Source organism: Nocardia sp. NPDC050697 (genome assembly GCF_040654395.1).
Classification (GTDB): domain Bacteria; phylum Actinomycetota; class Actinomycetes; order Mycobacteriales; family Mycobacteriaceae; genus Nocardia.
On the sequence record NZ_JBFAHY010000003.1, the window covers coordinates 14,022 to 28,772 of the forward strand.

16 protein-coding genes are annotated in these 14,751 nt (G+C 73.6%); 4 read left to right on the forward strand and 12 right to left on the reverse strand.

Features of this window, described 5'->3' with window-relative positions:
• Positions 1 to 54: 54 nt before the first annotated feature.
• Positions 55 to 1,596 (reverse strand): NAD(P)H-hydrate dehydratase, encoded by a 1,542-nt coding sequence (locus tag AB0H71_RS11995; RefSeq protein WP_357018575.1) that lies wholly within the window; start codon positions 1,594 to 1,596, stop codon positions 55 to 57.
• A gap of 124 nt (positions 1,597 to 1,720) precedes the next feature.
• On the opposite strand from AB0H71_RS11995, the gene AB0H71_RS12000 reads away from it, so the two are divergent.
• The gene (locus AB0H71_RS12000; protein WP_357018578.1) at positions 1,721 to 2,137 is read left to right on the forward strand and encodes a cupredoxin family copper-binding protein; all 417 of its coding nucleotides are present in this window, start codon (positions 1,721 to 1,723) and stop codon (positions 2,135 to 2,137) included.
• A gap of 24 nt (positions 2,138 to 2,161) precedes the next feature.
• On the opposite strand, the gene glmS is transcribed toward AB0H71_RS12000, so the two are convergent.
• Entirely contained in the window at positions 2,162 to 4,042 is a 1,881-nt protein-coding gene (glmS, locus tag AB0H71_RS12005) for a glutamine--fructose-6-phosphate transaminase (isomerizing) (RefSeq protein ID WP_357018581.1), read from the reverse strand.
• A 36-nt stretch (positions 4,043 to 4,078) separates the two neighbouring features.
• On the opposite strand from glmS, the gene AB0H71_RS12010 reads away from it, so the two are divergent.
• Positions 4,079 to 4,942, forward strand: a complete 864-nt coding sequence (locus AB0H71_RS12010) for a hypothetical protein (RefSeq protein WP_357018583.1) — start codon at positions 4,079 to 4,081, stop codon at positions 4,940 to 4,942.
• Here the strand turns inward: AB0H71_RS12010 and AB0H71_RS12015 are convergent.
• The 6 genes from AB0H71_RS12015 to AB0H71_RS12040 form a co-directional block, all read right to left on the reverse strand.
• Positions 4,915 to 5,487: a hypothetical protein gene (locus AB0H71_RS12015; protein WP_357018586.1), complete on the reverse strand. Its 573-nt coding sequence runs from the start codon at positions 5,485 to 5,487 to the stop codon at positions 4,915 to 4,917. The two genes, AB0H71_RS12010 and AB0H71_RS12015, sit on opposite strands and share 28 nt — an antisense overlap.
• A complete protein-coding gene (locus AB0H71_RS12020) occupies positions 5,484 to 5,660 on the reverse strand; it encodes a hypothetical protein (RefSeq protein ID WP_357018589.1) in 177 nt (58 codons plus the stop codon). The genes AB0H71_RS12015 and AB0H71_RS12020 overlap by 4 nt, the downstream gene beginning before the upstream one ends.
• Complete coding sequence (locus AB0H71_RS12025) at positions 5,657 to 7,588, reverse strand: hypothetical protein (RefSeq protein ID WP_357018590.1); 1,932 nt, start codon at positions 7,586 to 7,588, stop codon at positions 5,657 to 5,659. Before AB0H71_RS12025 ends, AB0H71_RS12020 begins: the two co-directional genes overlap by 4 nt.
• 1 nt (position 7,589) lies before the next feature.
• Entirely contained in the window at positions 7,590 to 7,886 is a 297-nt protein-coding gene (locus AB0H71_RS12030) for a hypothetical protein (protein ID WP_357018593.1), read from the reverse strand.
• Positions 7,887 to 7,989: 103 nt separating this feature from the next.
• Complete coding sequence (locus AB0H71_RS12035; protein WP_357018596.1) at positions 7,990 to 8,295, reverse strand: DUF6802 family protein; 306 nt, start codon at positions 8,293 to 8,295, stop codon at positions 7,990 to 7,992.
• Positions 8,296 to 8,375: 80 nt separating this feature from the next.
• A complete protein-coding gene (locus tag AB0H71_RS12040; RefSeq protein ID WP_357018598.1) occupies positions 8,376 to 8,570 on the reverse strand; it encodes a PspC domain-containing protein in 195 nt (64 codons plus the stop codon).
• Positions 8,571 to 8,706: 136 nt separating this feature from the next.
• Between AB0H71_RS12040 and AB0H71_RS12045 the strand changes: the two genes are divergently transcribed.
• Positions 8,707 to 10,341 carry an ABC-F family ATP-binding cassette domain-containing protein gene (locus AB0H71_RS12045; RefSeq protein WP_357018601.1) on the forward strand — a complete coding sequence of 545 codons (1,635 nt, stop codon included), beginning with the start codon at positions 8,707 to 8,709 and terminating at the stop codon, positions 10,339 to 10,341.
• Positions 10,342 to 10,343: 2 nt separating this feature from the next.
• Positions 10,344 to 10,781, forward strand: a complete 438-nt coding sequence (locus tag AB0H71_RS12050) for a hypothetical protein (RefSeq protein ID WP_357018604.1) — start codon at positions 10,344 to 10,346, stop codon at positions 10,779 to 10,781.
• Here AB0H71_RS12050 and glmM read toward each other — a convergent pair.
• The 4 genes from glmM to AB0H71_RS12070 all read right to left on the reverse strand — a co-directional run bounded on the left by glmM (position 10,778) and on the right by AB0H71_RS12070 (position 14,724).
• A complete protein-coding gene (glmM, locus tag AB0H71_RS12055; protein ID WP_357018607.1) occupies positions 10,778 to 12,148 on the reverse strand; it encodes a phosphoglucosamine mutase in 1,371 nt (456 codons plus the stop codon). The genes AB0H71_RS12050 and glmM overlap by 4 nt on opposite strands.
• An 85-nt stretch (positions 12,149 to 12,233) precedes the next feature.
• Positions 12,234 to 12,743, reverse strand: a complete 510-nt coding sequence (gene rpsI / locus AB0H71_RS12060) for a 30S ribosomal protein S9 (RefSeq protein WP_357020327.1) — start codon at positions 12,741 to 12,743, stop codon at positions 12,234 to 12,236.
• A gap of 20 nt (positions 12,744 to 12,763) precedes the next feature.
• Positions 12,764 to 13,207: a 50S ribosomal protein L13 gene (gene rplM, locus AB0H71_RS12065; RefSeq protein ID WP_357018610.1), complete on the reverse strand. Its 444-nt coding sequence runs from the start codon at positions 13,205 to 13,207 to the stop codon at positions 12,764 to 12,766.
• A gap of 161 nt (positions 13,208 to 13,368) precedes the next feature.
• A complete protein-coding gene (locus AB0H71_RS12070; RefSeq protein ID WP_357018613.1) occupies positions 13,369 to 14,724 on the reverse strand; it encodes a hypothetical protein in 1,356 nt (451 codons plus the stop codon).
• Between the last annotated feature and the right edge of the window lie 27 nt (positions 14,725 to 14,751).

The window sequence follows — 14,751 nt, forward strand, 5'->3', positions numbered from 1 at the left end:
CTGCCACTGTGCGCGGGGGCACCGGTGCTCGCGGCTGCTCCGGCGTGCCTTGCGTCACCCGCTCGCGGCGGTGGCGCGGAGGGTGGCGATGGCGGGGCGGAGGTGGTCGAGCAGGGGGGTTGCCGAAATGGGTGCGCCCGCAGGGGTGTTCGCGGGTGGCGCGGAGGTGCCGATGGCGCGGTGCCCGGCTGTGGTGGAGCCGCCGGGCGCGCCGGCGGCGAGGTTGGCGGCGAGGGCGTGCGCGCGGGCGGCGGCAGCGGCGGCCCAGGCCGGGGCGTGGCCCGCGGCGAGGAGGGCGCCGATGATGCCGGAGAGGATGTCGCCCGCGCCCGCGGTGGCCGCCCAGGAGCCGCCCGCCTCGTTGACCAGCACGGTGCCGTCGGGGGCGGCGACGATCGTCGCGCGGCCCTTGAGCAGGACCGTGACCTGCCAGGAGCGGGCCAGGTCGCGCACCGCGGCGACCCGGTCGGCGCCGACCGGGTGCCCGGTGAGCCGGGCGAACTCCCCCGCGTGCGGGGTGAGGACGGTCGGGGCCGTGCGGCCGCGCAGCGGGGCGGGGTCGGCGGCGAGGAGGGTGAGGGCGTCGGCGTCGGCGACCACCGGCAGGTCGGTGGCGAGCACCGTGCGCAGCCGTTCGGCGGCGGCCGCGTCGGTGCCCGCGCCGGGGCCGATCACCCAGGACTGCACCCGGCCCGCGTTCGCCGGGTCGTCGGTGGCGACGACCTCGGGGAAGCGGGCGAGCACCGCCTCGGCGCCGGTGCCCGCGTACCGCACCAGGCCGGAGGTCGCGGCCACCGCGCCGCCGGCGCACAGCACCGCGGCCCCCGGGTACCGCGCGCTACCGGCCGCGATCCCGGTGGCCCCCTGGCTGTACTTGTCGTCCCCTGCCCCCGGCACCGGCCAGCGGGCGCCGATCTCCGCCGGCTCCAGCGCCGCGAATTCCGGGTCCGGCAGCCGCAACCCGATATCGACCAGCTCGATCCGGCCGCAGTACGGCGCGGCGAGCGCGTGCACCGGCTTGCGCGCGCCGAACGCCACGGTCACCGCGGCGCGCACGGCGGGGCCGTCGACCGCGCCGGTGTCCGGGTCGACGCCGCTCGGCAGGTCGGCCGCGATGATCGGGGCCCGGACGGCCGCGACGAGCGCCGCCGCGTCCGGGCGCAGGGATCCGCGCCCGGAGATGCCGACGATGCCGTCGAGTACCAGGTCGGCGTCGAGCGCCGCGATCGACGCCTGCTGGGGTGGTACCGCGCCGCCCGCGTTCAGTACCAGGCCCCGCGCCCCGCGCAGCGCGGCGAGCCCGGCGGCGTGCGCCCGCTTCGGGCTCAGCAGCAGCGCGGTGACCGCGACACCCCGGCGACGCAGCGCGGTGCCCGCCCAGAGCGCATCGCCGCCGTTGTCACCGGACCCGACCAGCAGCGTCACCCGCCGCCCCGCCACCCCGCCGGTGCGCTCCGCCAGCTCGCGCGCCACCACGGTGGCGAGCCCGTGCGCCGCGCGCCGCATCGGCACTCCGTCCGCGACCCGGGTGAACAGCTCGGCTTCGGCTGCCCGCACCTGGTCCGCGGTGTAGTACCCCCGACGGGAGAACGCCATGTCCCCTCCTGCGCTGCCTCGACTACCCGTGCATGGTCCGGCGCGAGCATCGCACAGTGCCGGGGCGCCGGGTGCGGAGCGCGCTCGACGAGCCGCCGCGCGGCGCCGACTACGCTTGGCGATCATGCCGCTCCCCCGCCGTCGCGCCCGTGCCGCCCTCGCCGCCCTCGCCGTCCTGGCGTTCACCGCCGGCTGCGGCACCGACGACTCGACGACCGCGACCCCGGCGACCAGCACCGCCACCGCGCCCAGCGGCGCCCCGGCCTCGCGCCAGGCCACCGCGCCGAGCACGATCACCGTCCGGGTGGACGACATGGCCTTCTCCCCCGCCGAGCTGCGTGTTCAGGTAGGCGACACCGTGACCTGGGAATTCGCCGACAGCGCGGCGCACTCGGTGCAGGGCATCGGCGACAAGGCCATGGGCATCAACAGCCCGATCCTGAACGAGGGCTCCTGGAGCTACACCTTCATCGCGCCGGGCAGCTACCGCTACCTGTGCTCGCTGCACCCGGAGATGCGCGGCACCGTCGTCGTGGAGTGAGGGGCGGGCCGGAGCCCGCCCCGCTCACTCGACCGTCACCGATTTGGCCAGGTTGCGCGGCTTGTCCACGTCGTACCCGCGCGCCTGCGCCACCTCGGCGGCGAAGATCTGCAGCGGCACCGTGGAGAGCAGCGGCTGGAACAGCGTCGGCGCCGTCGGGATCTCGATGAGGTCGTCGGCGAACGGCCGCACCGTGTCGTCGCCCTCCTCCGCGATCACGATGGTGCGCGCGCCGCGCGCCTGGATCTCCCGGATATTGCTGAGCAGCTTGGAGTGCAGCACCGCGCGCCCCTTGGGCGACGGCATGACCACGATCACCGGCAGCCCCTGCTCGATCAGCGCGATCGGGCCATGCTTGAGCTCACCGGCGGCGAACCCCTCCGCGTGCATGTACGCGAGCTCCTTGAGCTTGAGCGCACCCTCCAGCGCCACCGGGTACCCGACGTGCCTGCCCAGGAAGAGCACCGTCGGCACCTGCGCCAGCTCGCGGGCGATGGCCCGCACCTGCGGCGCCGTCTCCAGCACCCGGGCGACGAGCTTCGGCATGCCCTCGAGCTCGGCGAACTCGCGCGCCACCTCGTCCGGGTACTTGGTGCCGCGCGCCTGCGCGATCGCCAGCCCGACCAGGTAGTTCGCCGTCACCTGCGCGAGGAACGCCTTGGTGGAGGCGACGCCGATCTCCGGCCCCGCCCTGGTGTAGAGCACCGCGTCGGACTCGCGCGGGATCTGCGCGCCATTGGTGTTGCAGATGGCGAGCACCCGCGCCTTCTGCTCCTTGGCGTGCCGCACCGCCTCCAGCGTGTCCGCGGTCTCGCCGGACTGCGAGATGGCGACGACCAGGGTGGAGCGGTCGAGCACCGGGTCGCGGTAGCGGAACTCGCTGGCCAGCTCGACCTCGACCGGCAGCCGGGTCCAGTGCTCGATGGCGTACTTGGCCAGCAGCCCGGAGTGGTAGGCGCTGCCGCAGGCCACCACGAAGACCTTGTCGAAGTCGCGCAGCTCCTGGTCGGCGAGGCGCTGCTCGTCCAGCACGATCCGGCCGCCGGACTCGTCCTGGGTGAAGTGCCCCATGAGCGTGTCGGCCACCGCGCCCGGCTGCTCCTCGATCTCCTTGAGCATGAAGTAGTCGTGGCCGCCCTTCTCCGCGGCGGCCAGATCCCAGTCGATGGTGAAGGGCCGGGTGCGGTGCCCCGCGTCGGCGCCGTCGAAGCCGGTGACCCGGTAGCTGTCGGCGGTGATCACCACGGCCTGGTCCTGGCCGAGCTCGACCGCCTCCCTGGTGTGCTCGATGAACGCCGTGACATCCGAGGCGATGAACATCTCGCCCTTGCCGACGCCGACCACCAGCGGGGTCGAGCGGCGCGCCGCGACGATCGTGTCCGGGTGCGCGGCGTGCGTGAAGACCAGCGTGAAGGCGCCCTCCAGGCGACGCACCACGGACAGCGCGCTCGCCACGAAGTCGCCTGCGGTGGGGCCGTCCGCGTAGGCCGCACTCACCAGGTGCACCGCCACCTCGGTGTCGGTGTCGCTGCTCAGCTCGACGCCGGAATCCTCCAGCTCGCGGCGGAGCGGCGCGAAGTTCTCGATGATGCCGTTGTGCACCACCGCGACCGTGCCGGTGGCATCCCGGTGCGGGTGCGCGTTGCGGTCGGTGGGCGCGCCGTGCGTCGCCCAGCGGGTGTGCCCCATGCCGGTGGTGCCGGCGAACCGGCTCGCACCGGCCTCGGCCAGCTCGGCCTCCAGATTGGCGAGCCTGCCCGCCTTGCGCTCCACCGCCAGCGCGCCCGCGCCGTCCAGGATCGCGACGCCCGCCGAGTCGTACCCGCGATATTCCATGCGGCGCAACGCGTCGACGACGACACCGAGCGCATCCCGGTACCCGACGTACCCCACGATTCCGCACATGGCTCCCCACAGTACTTATCGGCTACCGTTCACGTCGTGTCGGCGTCTGTGAAATCACTCGTGACCACCCTGACCAGCCGCGGCCCGCACCGGGTGCTCCGCGGGAACCTCGCGGTGGCCGGGTTGCCCGGCGTCGTCTTCACCCCCGAGGGCGGCACCAACCTGCCCGCCGTCGCCTTCGGGCACGCCTGGCTCACCAGGGCCGGGAACTACCGCGAGCTGCTGCAGCACCTCGCCTCCTGGGGCATCGTCGCCGCCGCGCCGGACACCGAGCGCGGCCCCATCCCCTCGCACCTCGGGCTCGCCACCGACCTGCTGACCACGCTCGACATCTGCACCGGTGTCCGGCTCGGCAACGGCTCCATCAGCGTGCACCCGGACAAGCTCGCGCTCGTCGGGCACGGCATGGGCGCGGGCGCCGCCGCCATCGCCGCCGCGCAGCGGAGGGTGGCCGCCTACGCCGCGCTCTTCCCCGCCCCCACCGCGCCCGCCGCCGAGGAGCTGGCGCCCGGGCTGGAGATCCCCGCCTTCGTGCTCGGCGGCGAGGTGGACGCCAAGTCGGTGAGCTCGGACGCGCTGCCGCTCGCCGAGGCGTGGGGCGGGCCGCTGGTGCTGCGCACCCTGGAGGGGGCCTCGCACAACGGGCTCATCGAGGGGCGGCGCTCGCTCGCCGCCTTCGGCGTCGGCAAGTTCGAGGCGAAGAACGCGCGGGCCACCCGCGCGCTGCTCACCGGGTACCTGCTGCACACGCTGCTCGGCGACAAGACCTACGCCGCCTTCGCCGACCCCGAGGCGGAGATTCCGCGGACCACCGCCGTCGACCCGCACGCGCCGGTCGAGCCGGACAGCGGCCGGGGGAAGATCGGGCTGCGTCAGATCAGCCAGCTGGTGCGCCGGTAGTACTCGCCTTCTTCGTCGTCCTGGTCGCTGGGGCGGGCGACGCTCTGCGCCCGGCGGGCGGCGATGGACCGCGCGATCGCCGCGCGCCGCTCCCGCAGCTCTTCCCGGCGCCGCTCTTCCTCGCTCGTGTTTCCCGCGGTGACCACCGGTAGCGGTGCGGTGCCCGCTTCCGGGTCGTCCGGGCCGGGGGCGCGCCAGAGGGGGCGGGTGTTCTCGTCGGGGTCGGGCGCGGCATGTCTGCCCCCGGATTCCGGTGCCGTGGCCGGGTCATCCCCCGGCGCCGGAGGCGAGCCGAGGGAGGCCGGAAGCTGCCGGTCCCGGTCGCCGGGGCGCGCGGTTTCCGGTGGGAGCGCCTCCGGGGCCGACCGGTGGAGTTCGGGCCGGTTCCGGCGTTGGAGGGCTTCGATGGCCTGGGCGGAGCGGGCGGCCAGGTCGGTGGCGGTGGTGGCGGTGCGGGCGTTGGCGGTGGTGAGCTCGTCGAGGATGGCGCCGGCGCGGCGGGTGGATTCGGCGGCTATGCGGTCCAGGTCGGGGACGAGGGTCATGGGGCTTCGCCCTCCTTGGCCGGGGCACCGGGCTCGTCCTTGGTCGGGTCGTCGTCGGCCGGGGCTTCGACGCGGCGGTCGAGGGGGCCGGTGCAGCGGAGGGCGGGGCGGTGCGTGGAGACGTTGCGGAGGGAGGCGGACCAGCGGTGGGTGCCGGTGGGGCGGCGGTTCACAGGGGGCCTGCTTCCGAGAGTTGGGCGCCGCTGTCCGGTTCCGGCGGATCGGTGGGTGTGCTGTCCGGGAATGCCCGGGGGCGGTGTTCGCCATCCTCCTCGCGGCGAGGAGCGGCCGGGATTCCGGTGCCCGGGGTGTTCGACGGGGGCTGGTCGGCCGGAGCGGGGGCGGCCGGGGTGGGTTCGGTCGGGGCCGGGTTCGCCGGTGGATCACCCGGAACGGGGTTCGGTGGGACGGGATCGACTTGAGCCGGTGGAGCTGAGTCGGCATCCGGTTCCGGGAAGGGGCTGCCGTCTTCCGGAGCCGGGTCGTCGGCGGTGTCTGGGGCGGATTCGGACTGTGAGTCGTCCGGCGATTCGTTCTCCGGGTCGATCTTCTCGCCGGTCTCCGGGTCGACCTGCACCAGCACAGGGTGACCGTTTTCGTCGGTCTCCAGCCGGTACTCGGCGCTCGATCCGTCGGGCTCGGTGAGGGTGAGCGCGAGCTGCCCGTCGGCGCCCAACGCGACCTCGGCCTGCTGGTCGCCGAGCGTGAAGCCGGCGAGCACCCGGTCGTCGGGCCGGCCGTCGCCGTCCGCGTCGACCGGCTCGAAGGCCTGCTGCACCCGTTCCAGGGCGTCATCGATGCCGGCGGTGACCGAATCGGTCAAGGCGCTGAGCCCGGTGCCGAGGGATTGGGCCACGCTCTGGGCGATGGGGGTGAGCGTCTGGGCCGCCGCGTTCAGCGTGCTGAGCCCCTCGAGTGCCGTGACGACGGGTGAGGTGACCGAGGGCGTACTCGTCGTAGGTGACGGCGTGTTCGTCGTGGGCGACTGCGTGGTCGCCGAAGGTGACGTCGTGGACGGCGTACTAGTCGTGGGCGATTGCGTAGTCGTCGTAGGTGACGTCGTCGACGGCGTACTCGTCGTGGGCGATTGCGTAGTCGTCGTAGGTGACGTCGTCGACGGCGTACTCGTCGTGGGCGACTGCGTTGTCGCCACAGGTGCGGTCGTCTCGGAAGGCGAAGCCGTCGTGGCGGCAGGCACAGTCGACGCCGGCGCGCCATCCACCCCCTCGGCACTCACCGGCACCTCGTCCACCGAACCCCCGGCCTGGGGGTACCCCTCCCCCGACAACCCCCCGAACGCCCCGGCAACCCCCTCGTACAACCGCCGGACCCCGTCGTCGGCAACCGCACAGATCTCCGAGAACCACCGGACCTTCCGCTCGTAGTCCGGCACGAAGAGCTCGTCCAACCACCCCCGGCACCGCTCGGCGATCACATCCTGATACGGCGACCACGGACTCTGCACGCCCGCGCCGCCGTACACGAACTCCTCCCAGACCCCGAGCCGCAGATCGGGAAACAGCGCCTGCGCCCGGCTCGCCGCGGACCCGGCGCTCAGCGTGTGCGTCCACCCGAACCCGTCGGCCCCGTCGATGATGAGATCGACATCCTCCGGCGTCTTCCCCTCGATCGTCAGCTCGGTGCCGTCCGCCAGAATCTGCTGCACGATCTCGGCTTTGCCGCGCACCGCCGCGCGCAGGGCCTCCGGCAGCCGGTCGAACCCGGCGGAGATCTCGGCCACGGCCGCGATATCCACCTCGGCCACCGCGAGTTGCCGATTCAGCAGCGAGATCTCGGCGGCGGCAGCGGCGCCCTGCCACACCCCGGCGATGCCGCGCACGCTGTCGCCCTGCGCCTGATACTGCTCGCGCAGCGCGGCCAGCACCTCGCGCAGCGCCTCCGCGGTCGCGCGAATTCGCTCCTCGGAGAGCCCGTTCTGCTCGTAGAAGCGCCGATGCAGGGTGGCGTAGTCGCCGTTCTCCGGCACCGTCTTCGCCCAGCGCTGATAGCGCGGGCCGAAGTGCTCGAAGTACAGCAGACTCCGCGACCCCAGCTCGAGCAGCTGGGCGACGGTGGCCCCGGACGGCACGGTGAACGTCATGTCACTGCTCGCCCGCCGCGAGGCGATCGGCCGCGCTCTGCCGATTCACCGCCACCAGAATCGATTCGGCCGCCGAGACCGTCGCCCCGGACCACCCGGCGATCCGCTCCCCCAGCGCCGTCAACCCGGCCCGGAGCACCGCCCCCTCGACGGGGTAGTTCGCACCGACCTCCCCCGCCCCGACCAGGTTGCCTGCCACCACCTGCGCGGAGCCCCCGACAACACCCCCCGACTCCAGCAGTTCGCTCGCCAGACGCCCCAGTTCGCCGGTGCTCACCCCGACGATCTCGCTGCTCATCGCTGCGCCCCCTTCCCCTCCTGCTCGCCCGATCGGTGTGCGGCGGCGCGGAACCCGCCTCACCCTCCTTCGACGCGGCCGGGGTGCTCGCGGTTCCGCCGGATCAGCCGAGCCGGCCCTGATCCGTGCGCACCCACTCCGAGGTGCCGTCCGGATGGTGGTGGAATTCCCAGGCGGCGTAGTCGCCGTCCTTCTCCACCACGGTCAGGTGGTCGGCGAGGCCGTCGCGGTCGGTGTCGGTCCACACCCGCAGGCCGTGCTCGTCGGATTCGGTGATCGAGTCGAGCGCGCCGTCGCCGTCGATGTCCTGGGTGGGGTGCACCAGCCCGACCTCGCCGAGGTCGTGCAGCGCCGACGCGGCGTCCACGTCGGGGAGGTCGATTCCGGGGAACTCGGCCGAATTGACCACGGCTCCTCCTGCAAGGCCGATCGGCGGGTGTGGCCCTCCATCCTGTCACCCGCCGATCCGGAGCGCAGCCCCGGTCGGGCTCAGTACTTCGGCATCAGCAGCCAGAGCGCCGCGTACACCAGGAACTGCGGGCCGGGGAGCAGGCAGGAGAGCACGAACGCGATGCGCACGACGGTCGGGTTCCAGCCGAAGTAGCGGGCGATGCCGCCGCAGACCCCGGCGATCACCTGGTTGTCGGCGGTGCGGGTGAAGCGGCGGGTGGGTGTGGTGGTCATTGGTCATCTCCTCCTCGTGACGACTTCCACTCTGCGCGAGCGGGCTTCGCGCCGCATCGGTCGCGGTACCCATTTCGACCCCCATTCCGCCCGGCCCGGTCTCGGGGTCGGACCCGGACACGGCAGACTCGTGCGGGTGAGCACCACCCTGCACGCCCGCGGTCTCGCCGCCGGACACGCCGAACGCACCCTCTTCGAGGATCTCGACCTCACGCTGGCCGAGGGCGATGTGATCGGCCTGGTCGGGGTGAACGGCGCGGGCAAGTCGACGCTGCTGCGGCTGCTGGCGGGGGCGCCCGCCGCTGGCATCACCCTGAGCCCGCCGGACGCCACCGTCGGCCACCTCGCGCAGGAGCCGGAGCGGGTGCCGGGCGAGACGGTGCTGGAGTTCCTGGCCCGGCGCACCGGGGTGGCCGAGGCGCAGCGCGCCATGGACGCCGCCGCCGAGCGGCTCGCCGACGGCGGCGCGGACGACTACACCCCCGCCCTGGAGCGCTGGCTCGCGCTCGGCGGCGCCGACCTGGAGCAGCGCGCCGCCGAGGTCTCCGCGGAGCTCGGGCTGGACAGCGGCCTGCCCCGGGGCGTCGACACCCCGATGACGGCGCTCTCCGGCGGCCAAGCCGCCCGCGCCGGGCTGGCCTCGGTGCTGCTCTCCCGCTACGACGTGCTGCTGCTGGACGAGCCCACCAACGACCTCGACCTGGACGGCCTGGCCCGGCTGGAGCGCTTCGTGCTCGGCGTGCGGGTGCCGATGATGGTGGTCAGCCACGATCGGGAATTCCTCGCCCGCACGGTGAACGGCATCCTGGAGCTGGACCTGGCGCAGCAGCAGGTCGCGTACTACGACGGCGGCTACGAGTCGTACCTGGCCGAGCGGGCGGTCGCGCGCAGGCACGCGCGCGAGGCCTACGACGAGTACGCCGACACCAAGGCCGGGCTGGAGGCGCGGGCGCAGATGCAGCGCAACTGGCTGGAGCACGGCGTGCGCAATGCCAGGCGCAAGGGCAAGACCGACTCCGACAAGGCCGGCCGCAAGATGCGCGCCGAGTCCACCGAGAAGCAGGCCGCCAAGGCCAGGCAGACGCAGCGCCGGATCGAGCGGCTGGACGTGGTCGAGGAGCCGCGCAAGGAGTGGGAGCTGCGGATGGAGATCGCGGCCGCCCCGCGCAGCGGCTCGGTCGTCGCCACGCTCTCGGACGCCGTGGTGCGGCGCGGCGGCTTCACCCTCGGCCCGATCAGCACCCAGGTGAACTGGGCCGATCGGATCGTGCTGACCGGCGAGAACGGCGCGGGCAAGTCCACGCTGCTCGGGCTGCTGCTCGGCCGGATAGCGCCGGAGAGCGGCAGCGCGAGCACCGGCTCCGGCGTGCTGGTGGGCGAGGTGGATCAGGCGCGCGGGCTGTTCCGGGCCGACGACACCCTCTCCGCCACCTTCGGCGCCGCGGTCCCCGACCTGCCGGAGGCCGAGGTGCGGACGCTACTCGCCAAGTTCGGGCTGCGCGGCCCGCACGTGCTGCGGCCCTGTGCCACGCTCTCCCCCGGCGAGCGGACCAGGGCGGCGCTGGCGCTGCTGCAGGCCCGCGGGGTGAACCTGCTGGTCCTGGACGAGCCGACGAACCACCTGGACCTGCCCGCCATCGAACAGCTGGAGCAGGCGGTCGACTCCTTCGACGGCACGCTGCTGCTGGTCACGCACGACCGGCGCATGCTCGACTCGGTGCGCGCCACCCGCCGCTGGCACCTGGCCGGCGGCCGGCTCACGGAGGAGTGACGGTGACCGCGACGCTCGGGCTCGACACGAAGGTCACGCTGCTGATCACCGGGCTGATCTTCCTGGCGGCGCTGCTGCTCGGGGTGTGGAAGTACCGCGGCATGCGGAGCTCGCCGGAGGGCGCGGCGCACCCGTACGTCGACATCGCGCACCGGGCGGCGCTGCTGTACTCCTTCGCCGGGCTGCTGCTCGCGGTCTTCACCGAGCTCAGCGCCTGGCCGACGGCGGTGAACCTCGCCGCCGACCTGGTGGTGCTCGCCTTCTTCGTCGGCGCCATCGCCAGCTACGTGCTGCACGGCTGGCGCCGCGACACCACCAACCAGTACCGCGGCGACATTCCCCGCGCGCTGAAACTCGCCACCGTGCTGCTCATCGTCGCTGAGGTCGGCGGTTTCCTCGTGCTCTTCACCGGCTTCCTGCGCGCCTGGCAGCTCGGCTAGACCGAGCCGACCAGCTTGGCCAGGTCATCGGCGAGCTGGCGCGCCCGCGCCGGGTCGGTGGCCTCCACCATGACCCGCACCAGCTCCTCGGTTCCGCTGGGGCGCAGCAGCACCCGGCCGCTGTCGCCGAGCGAGCGCTCCGCGGCGGCCACCGCCTCGCGCACCTCGGGCGCCGCGGCCACCAGCGACTTGTCGCTCACCGGGACGTTCACCAGCACCTGCGGCACCGTGCTGAGCACGCTCGCCAGCTCGGCGATGCCGCGGCCGGTCGCCGCCATCCGGGCCATCAGGTGCAGCCCGGTGAGCACGCCGTCGCCGGTGGTGCCGTGCGCGGGCAGGATGACGTGCCCGGACTGCTCGCCGCCGAGGCTGAAGCCGCCGCGGCGCAGCTCCTCCAGCACGTAGCGGTCGCCGACGCCGGTGGTGCGCAGCGTGATACCGGCCTCGCGCATGGCGATGTGCAGCCCGAGGTTGCTCATGACCGTGGCCACCAGGGTGTCCTCGGCCAGCTCGCCGCGCTCGCGCATGGCGATGGCGAGGACAGCGAGGATGGCGTCGCCGTCCACGACGGCGCCGGTGGCGTCCACCGCGAGGCAGCGGTCGGCGTCGCCGTCGAGCGCGAGGCCGAGGTCGGCGCCGTACTCCAGCACCGCCGCCTGCACCGGGCCCAGGTGGGTGGAGCCGCAGCGGTCGTTGATGTTCAGCCCGTCCGGCTCGGCATTGATCGCGATCACGGTCGCGCCCGCCGCCCGGTACACCGCGGGGGCGACCTCCGAGGCGGCGCCATTGGCGCAGTCCACCACCACGGTGAGCCCGGCGAGCTGCTCGCCGGTGGTGGCGACCAGGTGCTCGACGTAGCGCTCGTGCGTCCCGGCCAGCGAGTACTTGGCCGGCACGTCCGGCCCGGCGGCGGCGGAGGCGCTTCGCACCCGGCCGAGCCCGGCGCCGGTCGGCCGCTGCGGGGTATTCGCCCTGATCAGGGCTTCGATCCGGTCTTCGATCGCATCGTCGAGCTTGTGCCCGCCCGCCGCGAAGATCTTGATGCCGTTGTCCGGCATGGGGTTGTGCGAGGCCGAGATCATCACGCCGAGGCAGGCGTCGTAGAGCCCGGTCAGGTAGGCGACGGCGGGGGTCGGCAGCACGCCGACCGAGAGCACGTCCACCCCCGCCGCGGTGAGCCCGGCGGTGACCGCGGCCTCCAGCATCTCGCCGCTGGCCCGGGGATCGCGGCCGATCACCGCCAGCGGGCGGGATTTGCCCCGGCCGAGCACCTCGGCGGCCGCGCCGGCCACCTGGAGTGCGAGTTCAGGGCCCAGCGAGCCGTTGGCGAGCCCGCGGATGCCGTCGGTGCCGAACAAACGTCCCATTACACGTCCTCGAGAAAGTTCCGCGTACACCACGAGAGCAGGCCACCGGCGGCGCCGGGGGCCTGCTCTCGGACGATCCGATAGATCAGCGCTTCGAGTACTGAGGCGCCTTGCGGGCCTTCTTCAGGCCGTACTTCTTGCGCTCGGTGGCGCGCGGGTCACGGGTCAGGAAGCCGGCCCGCTTGAGCGCGGGGCGGTCGTCCGGGGTGACCTCGATCAGGGCCCGCGCGATGGCGAGCCGCAGCGCACCGGCCTGGCCGGAGGGGCCGCCGCCGACGAGCCGGGCGTACACGTCGAACGACTCGGTGCGCTCGACGGTGACCAGCGGGGACTTCACCAGCTGCTGGTGCACCTTGTTCGGGAAGTAGTCCTCGATGGTGCGGCCGTTCAGCACGAAGTTGCCGGAGCCGGGCATCAGCCGGACGCGGACGACGGCCTCCTTGCGGCGGCCGACGGTCTGCACCGGGCGGTCGATCAGCACCGGGGCGTCGTAGCTCTCGTCGGACTCGACCTCGTAGCCGTAGTCCTCGGTCACGACCTCGGCGTTGGGATCCTCCGAGGTGTACTCGGTGAGCTCGACCTCGTCGGGGTTCACAGCGTCGTTTTCGGGAGCGGTCACTGGGCCACCTGCTTGATCTCGAACGGGACGGGCTGCTGCGCGGCATGCGGATGGGTCGGGCCCGCGTACACCTTGAGCTTGCCCGCGATCGCGTTGCCCAGCTTGTTCTTGGGGATCATCCCCTTGATCGCCTTCTCCACGACCCGGTCGGGGCGGGTCTCCATGACCTGACCGACAGAGCGCGACTTGAGGCCGCCCGGGTGGCCGGAGTGGTGGTGGATCAGCTTGTCCTGCCGCTTGTTCCCGCTGAGCGAGATCTTGTCGGCATTGATGATGATGACGAAGTCGCCACCATCGACGTTCGGCGCGTAGGTCGGCTTGTTCTTGCCCCGCAGCAGCGTCGCTGCCTGCACGGCAAGGCGTCCGAGTACGACGTCGGTGGCGTCGATGACGTACCACTTGCGGGTGACGTCACCCGCCTTGGGGCTGTACGTAGGCACAGTGCATCCCTGTCTGTCGTCGGTGTTGCCGGCCGAAGCGCGTGGCCGAGGGGTTCCCGGCGGCCGGTGGAGACCCGGGCCTCGAGCGCATCCGGGAAATCCCGGATGTCCACACGCCAGCAAGCCACGATACCAGCCGCCGGTGCGGCCACCGAATCGGCTCAGATGGCGATCGGCGGGCCCGGATCGCGGGCCCCCGGCGGGCCGGGGATGAGGTAGCGCAGGGTGTCGACGCCGGGCGCGGTGCAGTCCGGCTCGGGGTCCCGCGCCGCGGTGTCGCGGCCGGGCCGGAACCACAGCTCGGCGCGGACCGAGGCGATGCCGTCGCGGTGCCCGTCGGCGATCCGCGGGGTCACCGCGCAGGAGACCGCGGCGCCGAACGCGGCGGGCGCGGCCGGGGATCCGGCGCCGTGCCCCTGCGCGGCCGAGGAACCGGCAGCCTGCGCGACCGCGATGCCGGTGGCCGGGGCGACCGGGCTACCGGCGGCGGGCGCGGCGAGCACCGGCGTGGCCGGGTCTGCGGCGGCCACCCGCCCGTCGGCGGGCAGCGCGACGACCGCGAGCGCCAGCGCCCCCGCGACGGCGGGGGCGCCGAAGAAGTTGTCCCGCATCCGGTTCCACAGCCCGCCGCGGTCCGACCCCGCGGGCGGCTCCGGCTCGTTCCGCTGCACCGCGCTGCTCCAGGCCGCGGCGTCCTGCTGCTCGGCGGCGAGCTGCTCGCCGCGCTCGGCGTGCCGCCCGCCCTGCTCCGGCTCGCCGGATTCGTCCTCGGAGACCAGCAGGTGCGCGGCGCCGAGCACGAGGGCGTGGATCGGGTGGTCGGCCACCCGGAAGCGCTGCCCGAGGTGGTTGCGGAAGGCGAAGCGCAGCGGCTCGTTGTCGTAGACATTCCCCGCGAGCAGGATGGTCGAGGTGTCCGCGCCGATCGAGCGGGCCGCGGCCATGACCTCGATCACCACGTCGTCGGCGGCGCGCGCCTCGCGCAGCGCGGCCGGGTCGAAGTGCACGTCCACCGATTCGGTCGGCTGCTCGTCGTCGCCGTGCACCGCGACCACGAGCACGGTCCGGCCGTCGCAGTAGACGCCGGTGGCGCCGACCCCGTTCGGGTCGTGCTCGTCCGGCGGGCTCACCAGGTTCAGCGCGCGCACGTAGCCGGAGAGCGCGACGCTCTCCGGCAGCGGCTCCACCTCCACGTCGAGCTGCTCCACCAGCTCGGCGTAGAGCTCGACCTTCTCCTCCGGCCAGTCGTCCGGGTACGGCATGGCGACCACGTCGGGCTTGCCGCGCAGGTAGCTGCCGATCGAGGCGAGCGGGTTGTAGAGCCGCGCCCGGAACACCATCTCGGCGGGCCAGGTGGCGCCCGCCACCACGATCTGCGGGTGGCCGAGGATGTCCCGTACGTCGGCGATGGCCATGCCGAGGTCGGGGCGCAGCCGGTCGACACCGGCGGTGTGCAGCCTGCCCGACGAGTCCGCCAGCAGATAGGCAGGCGTCGAGTACGTACCCTCCACTTTCACCGGGCGGATCGGTGTCTCACCGCCGCC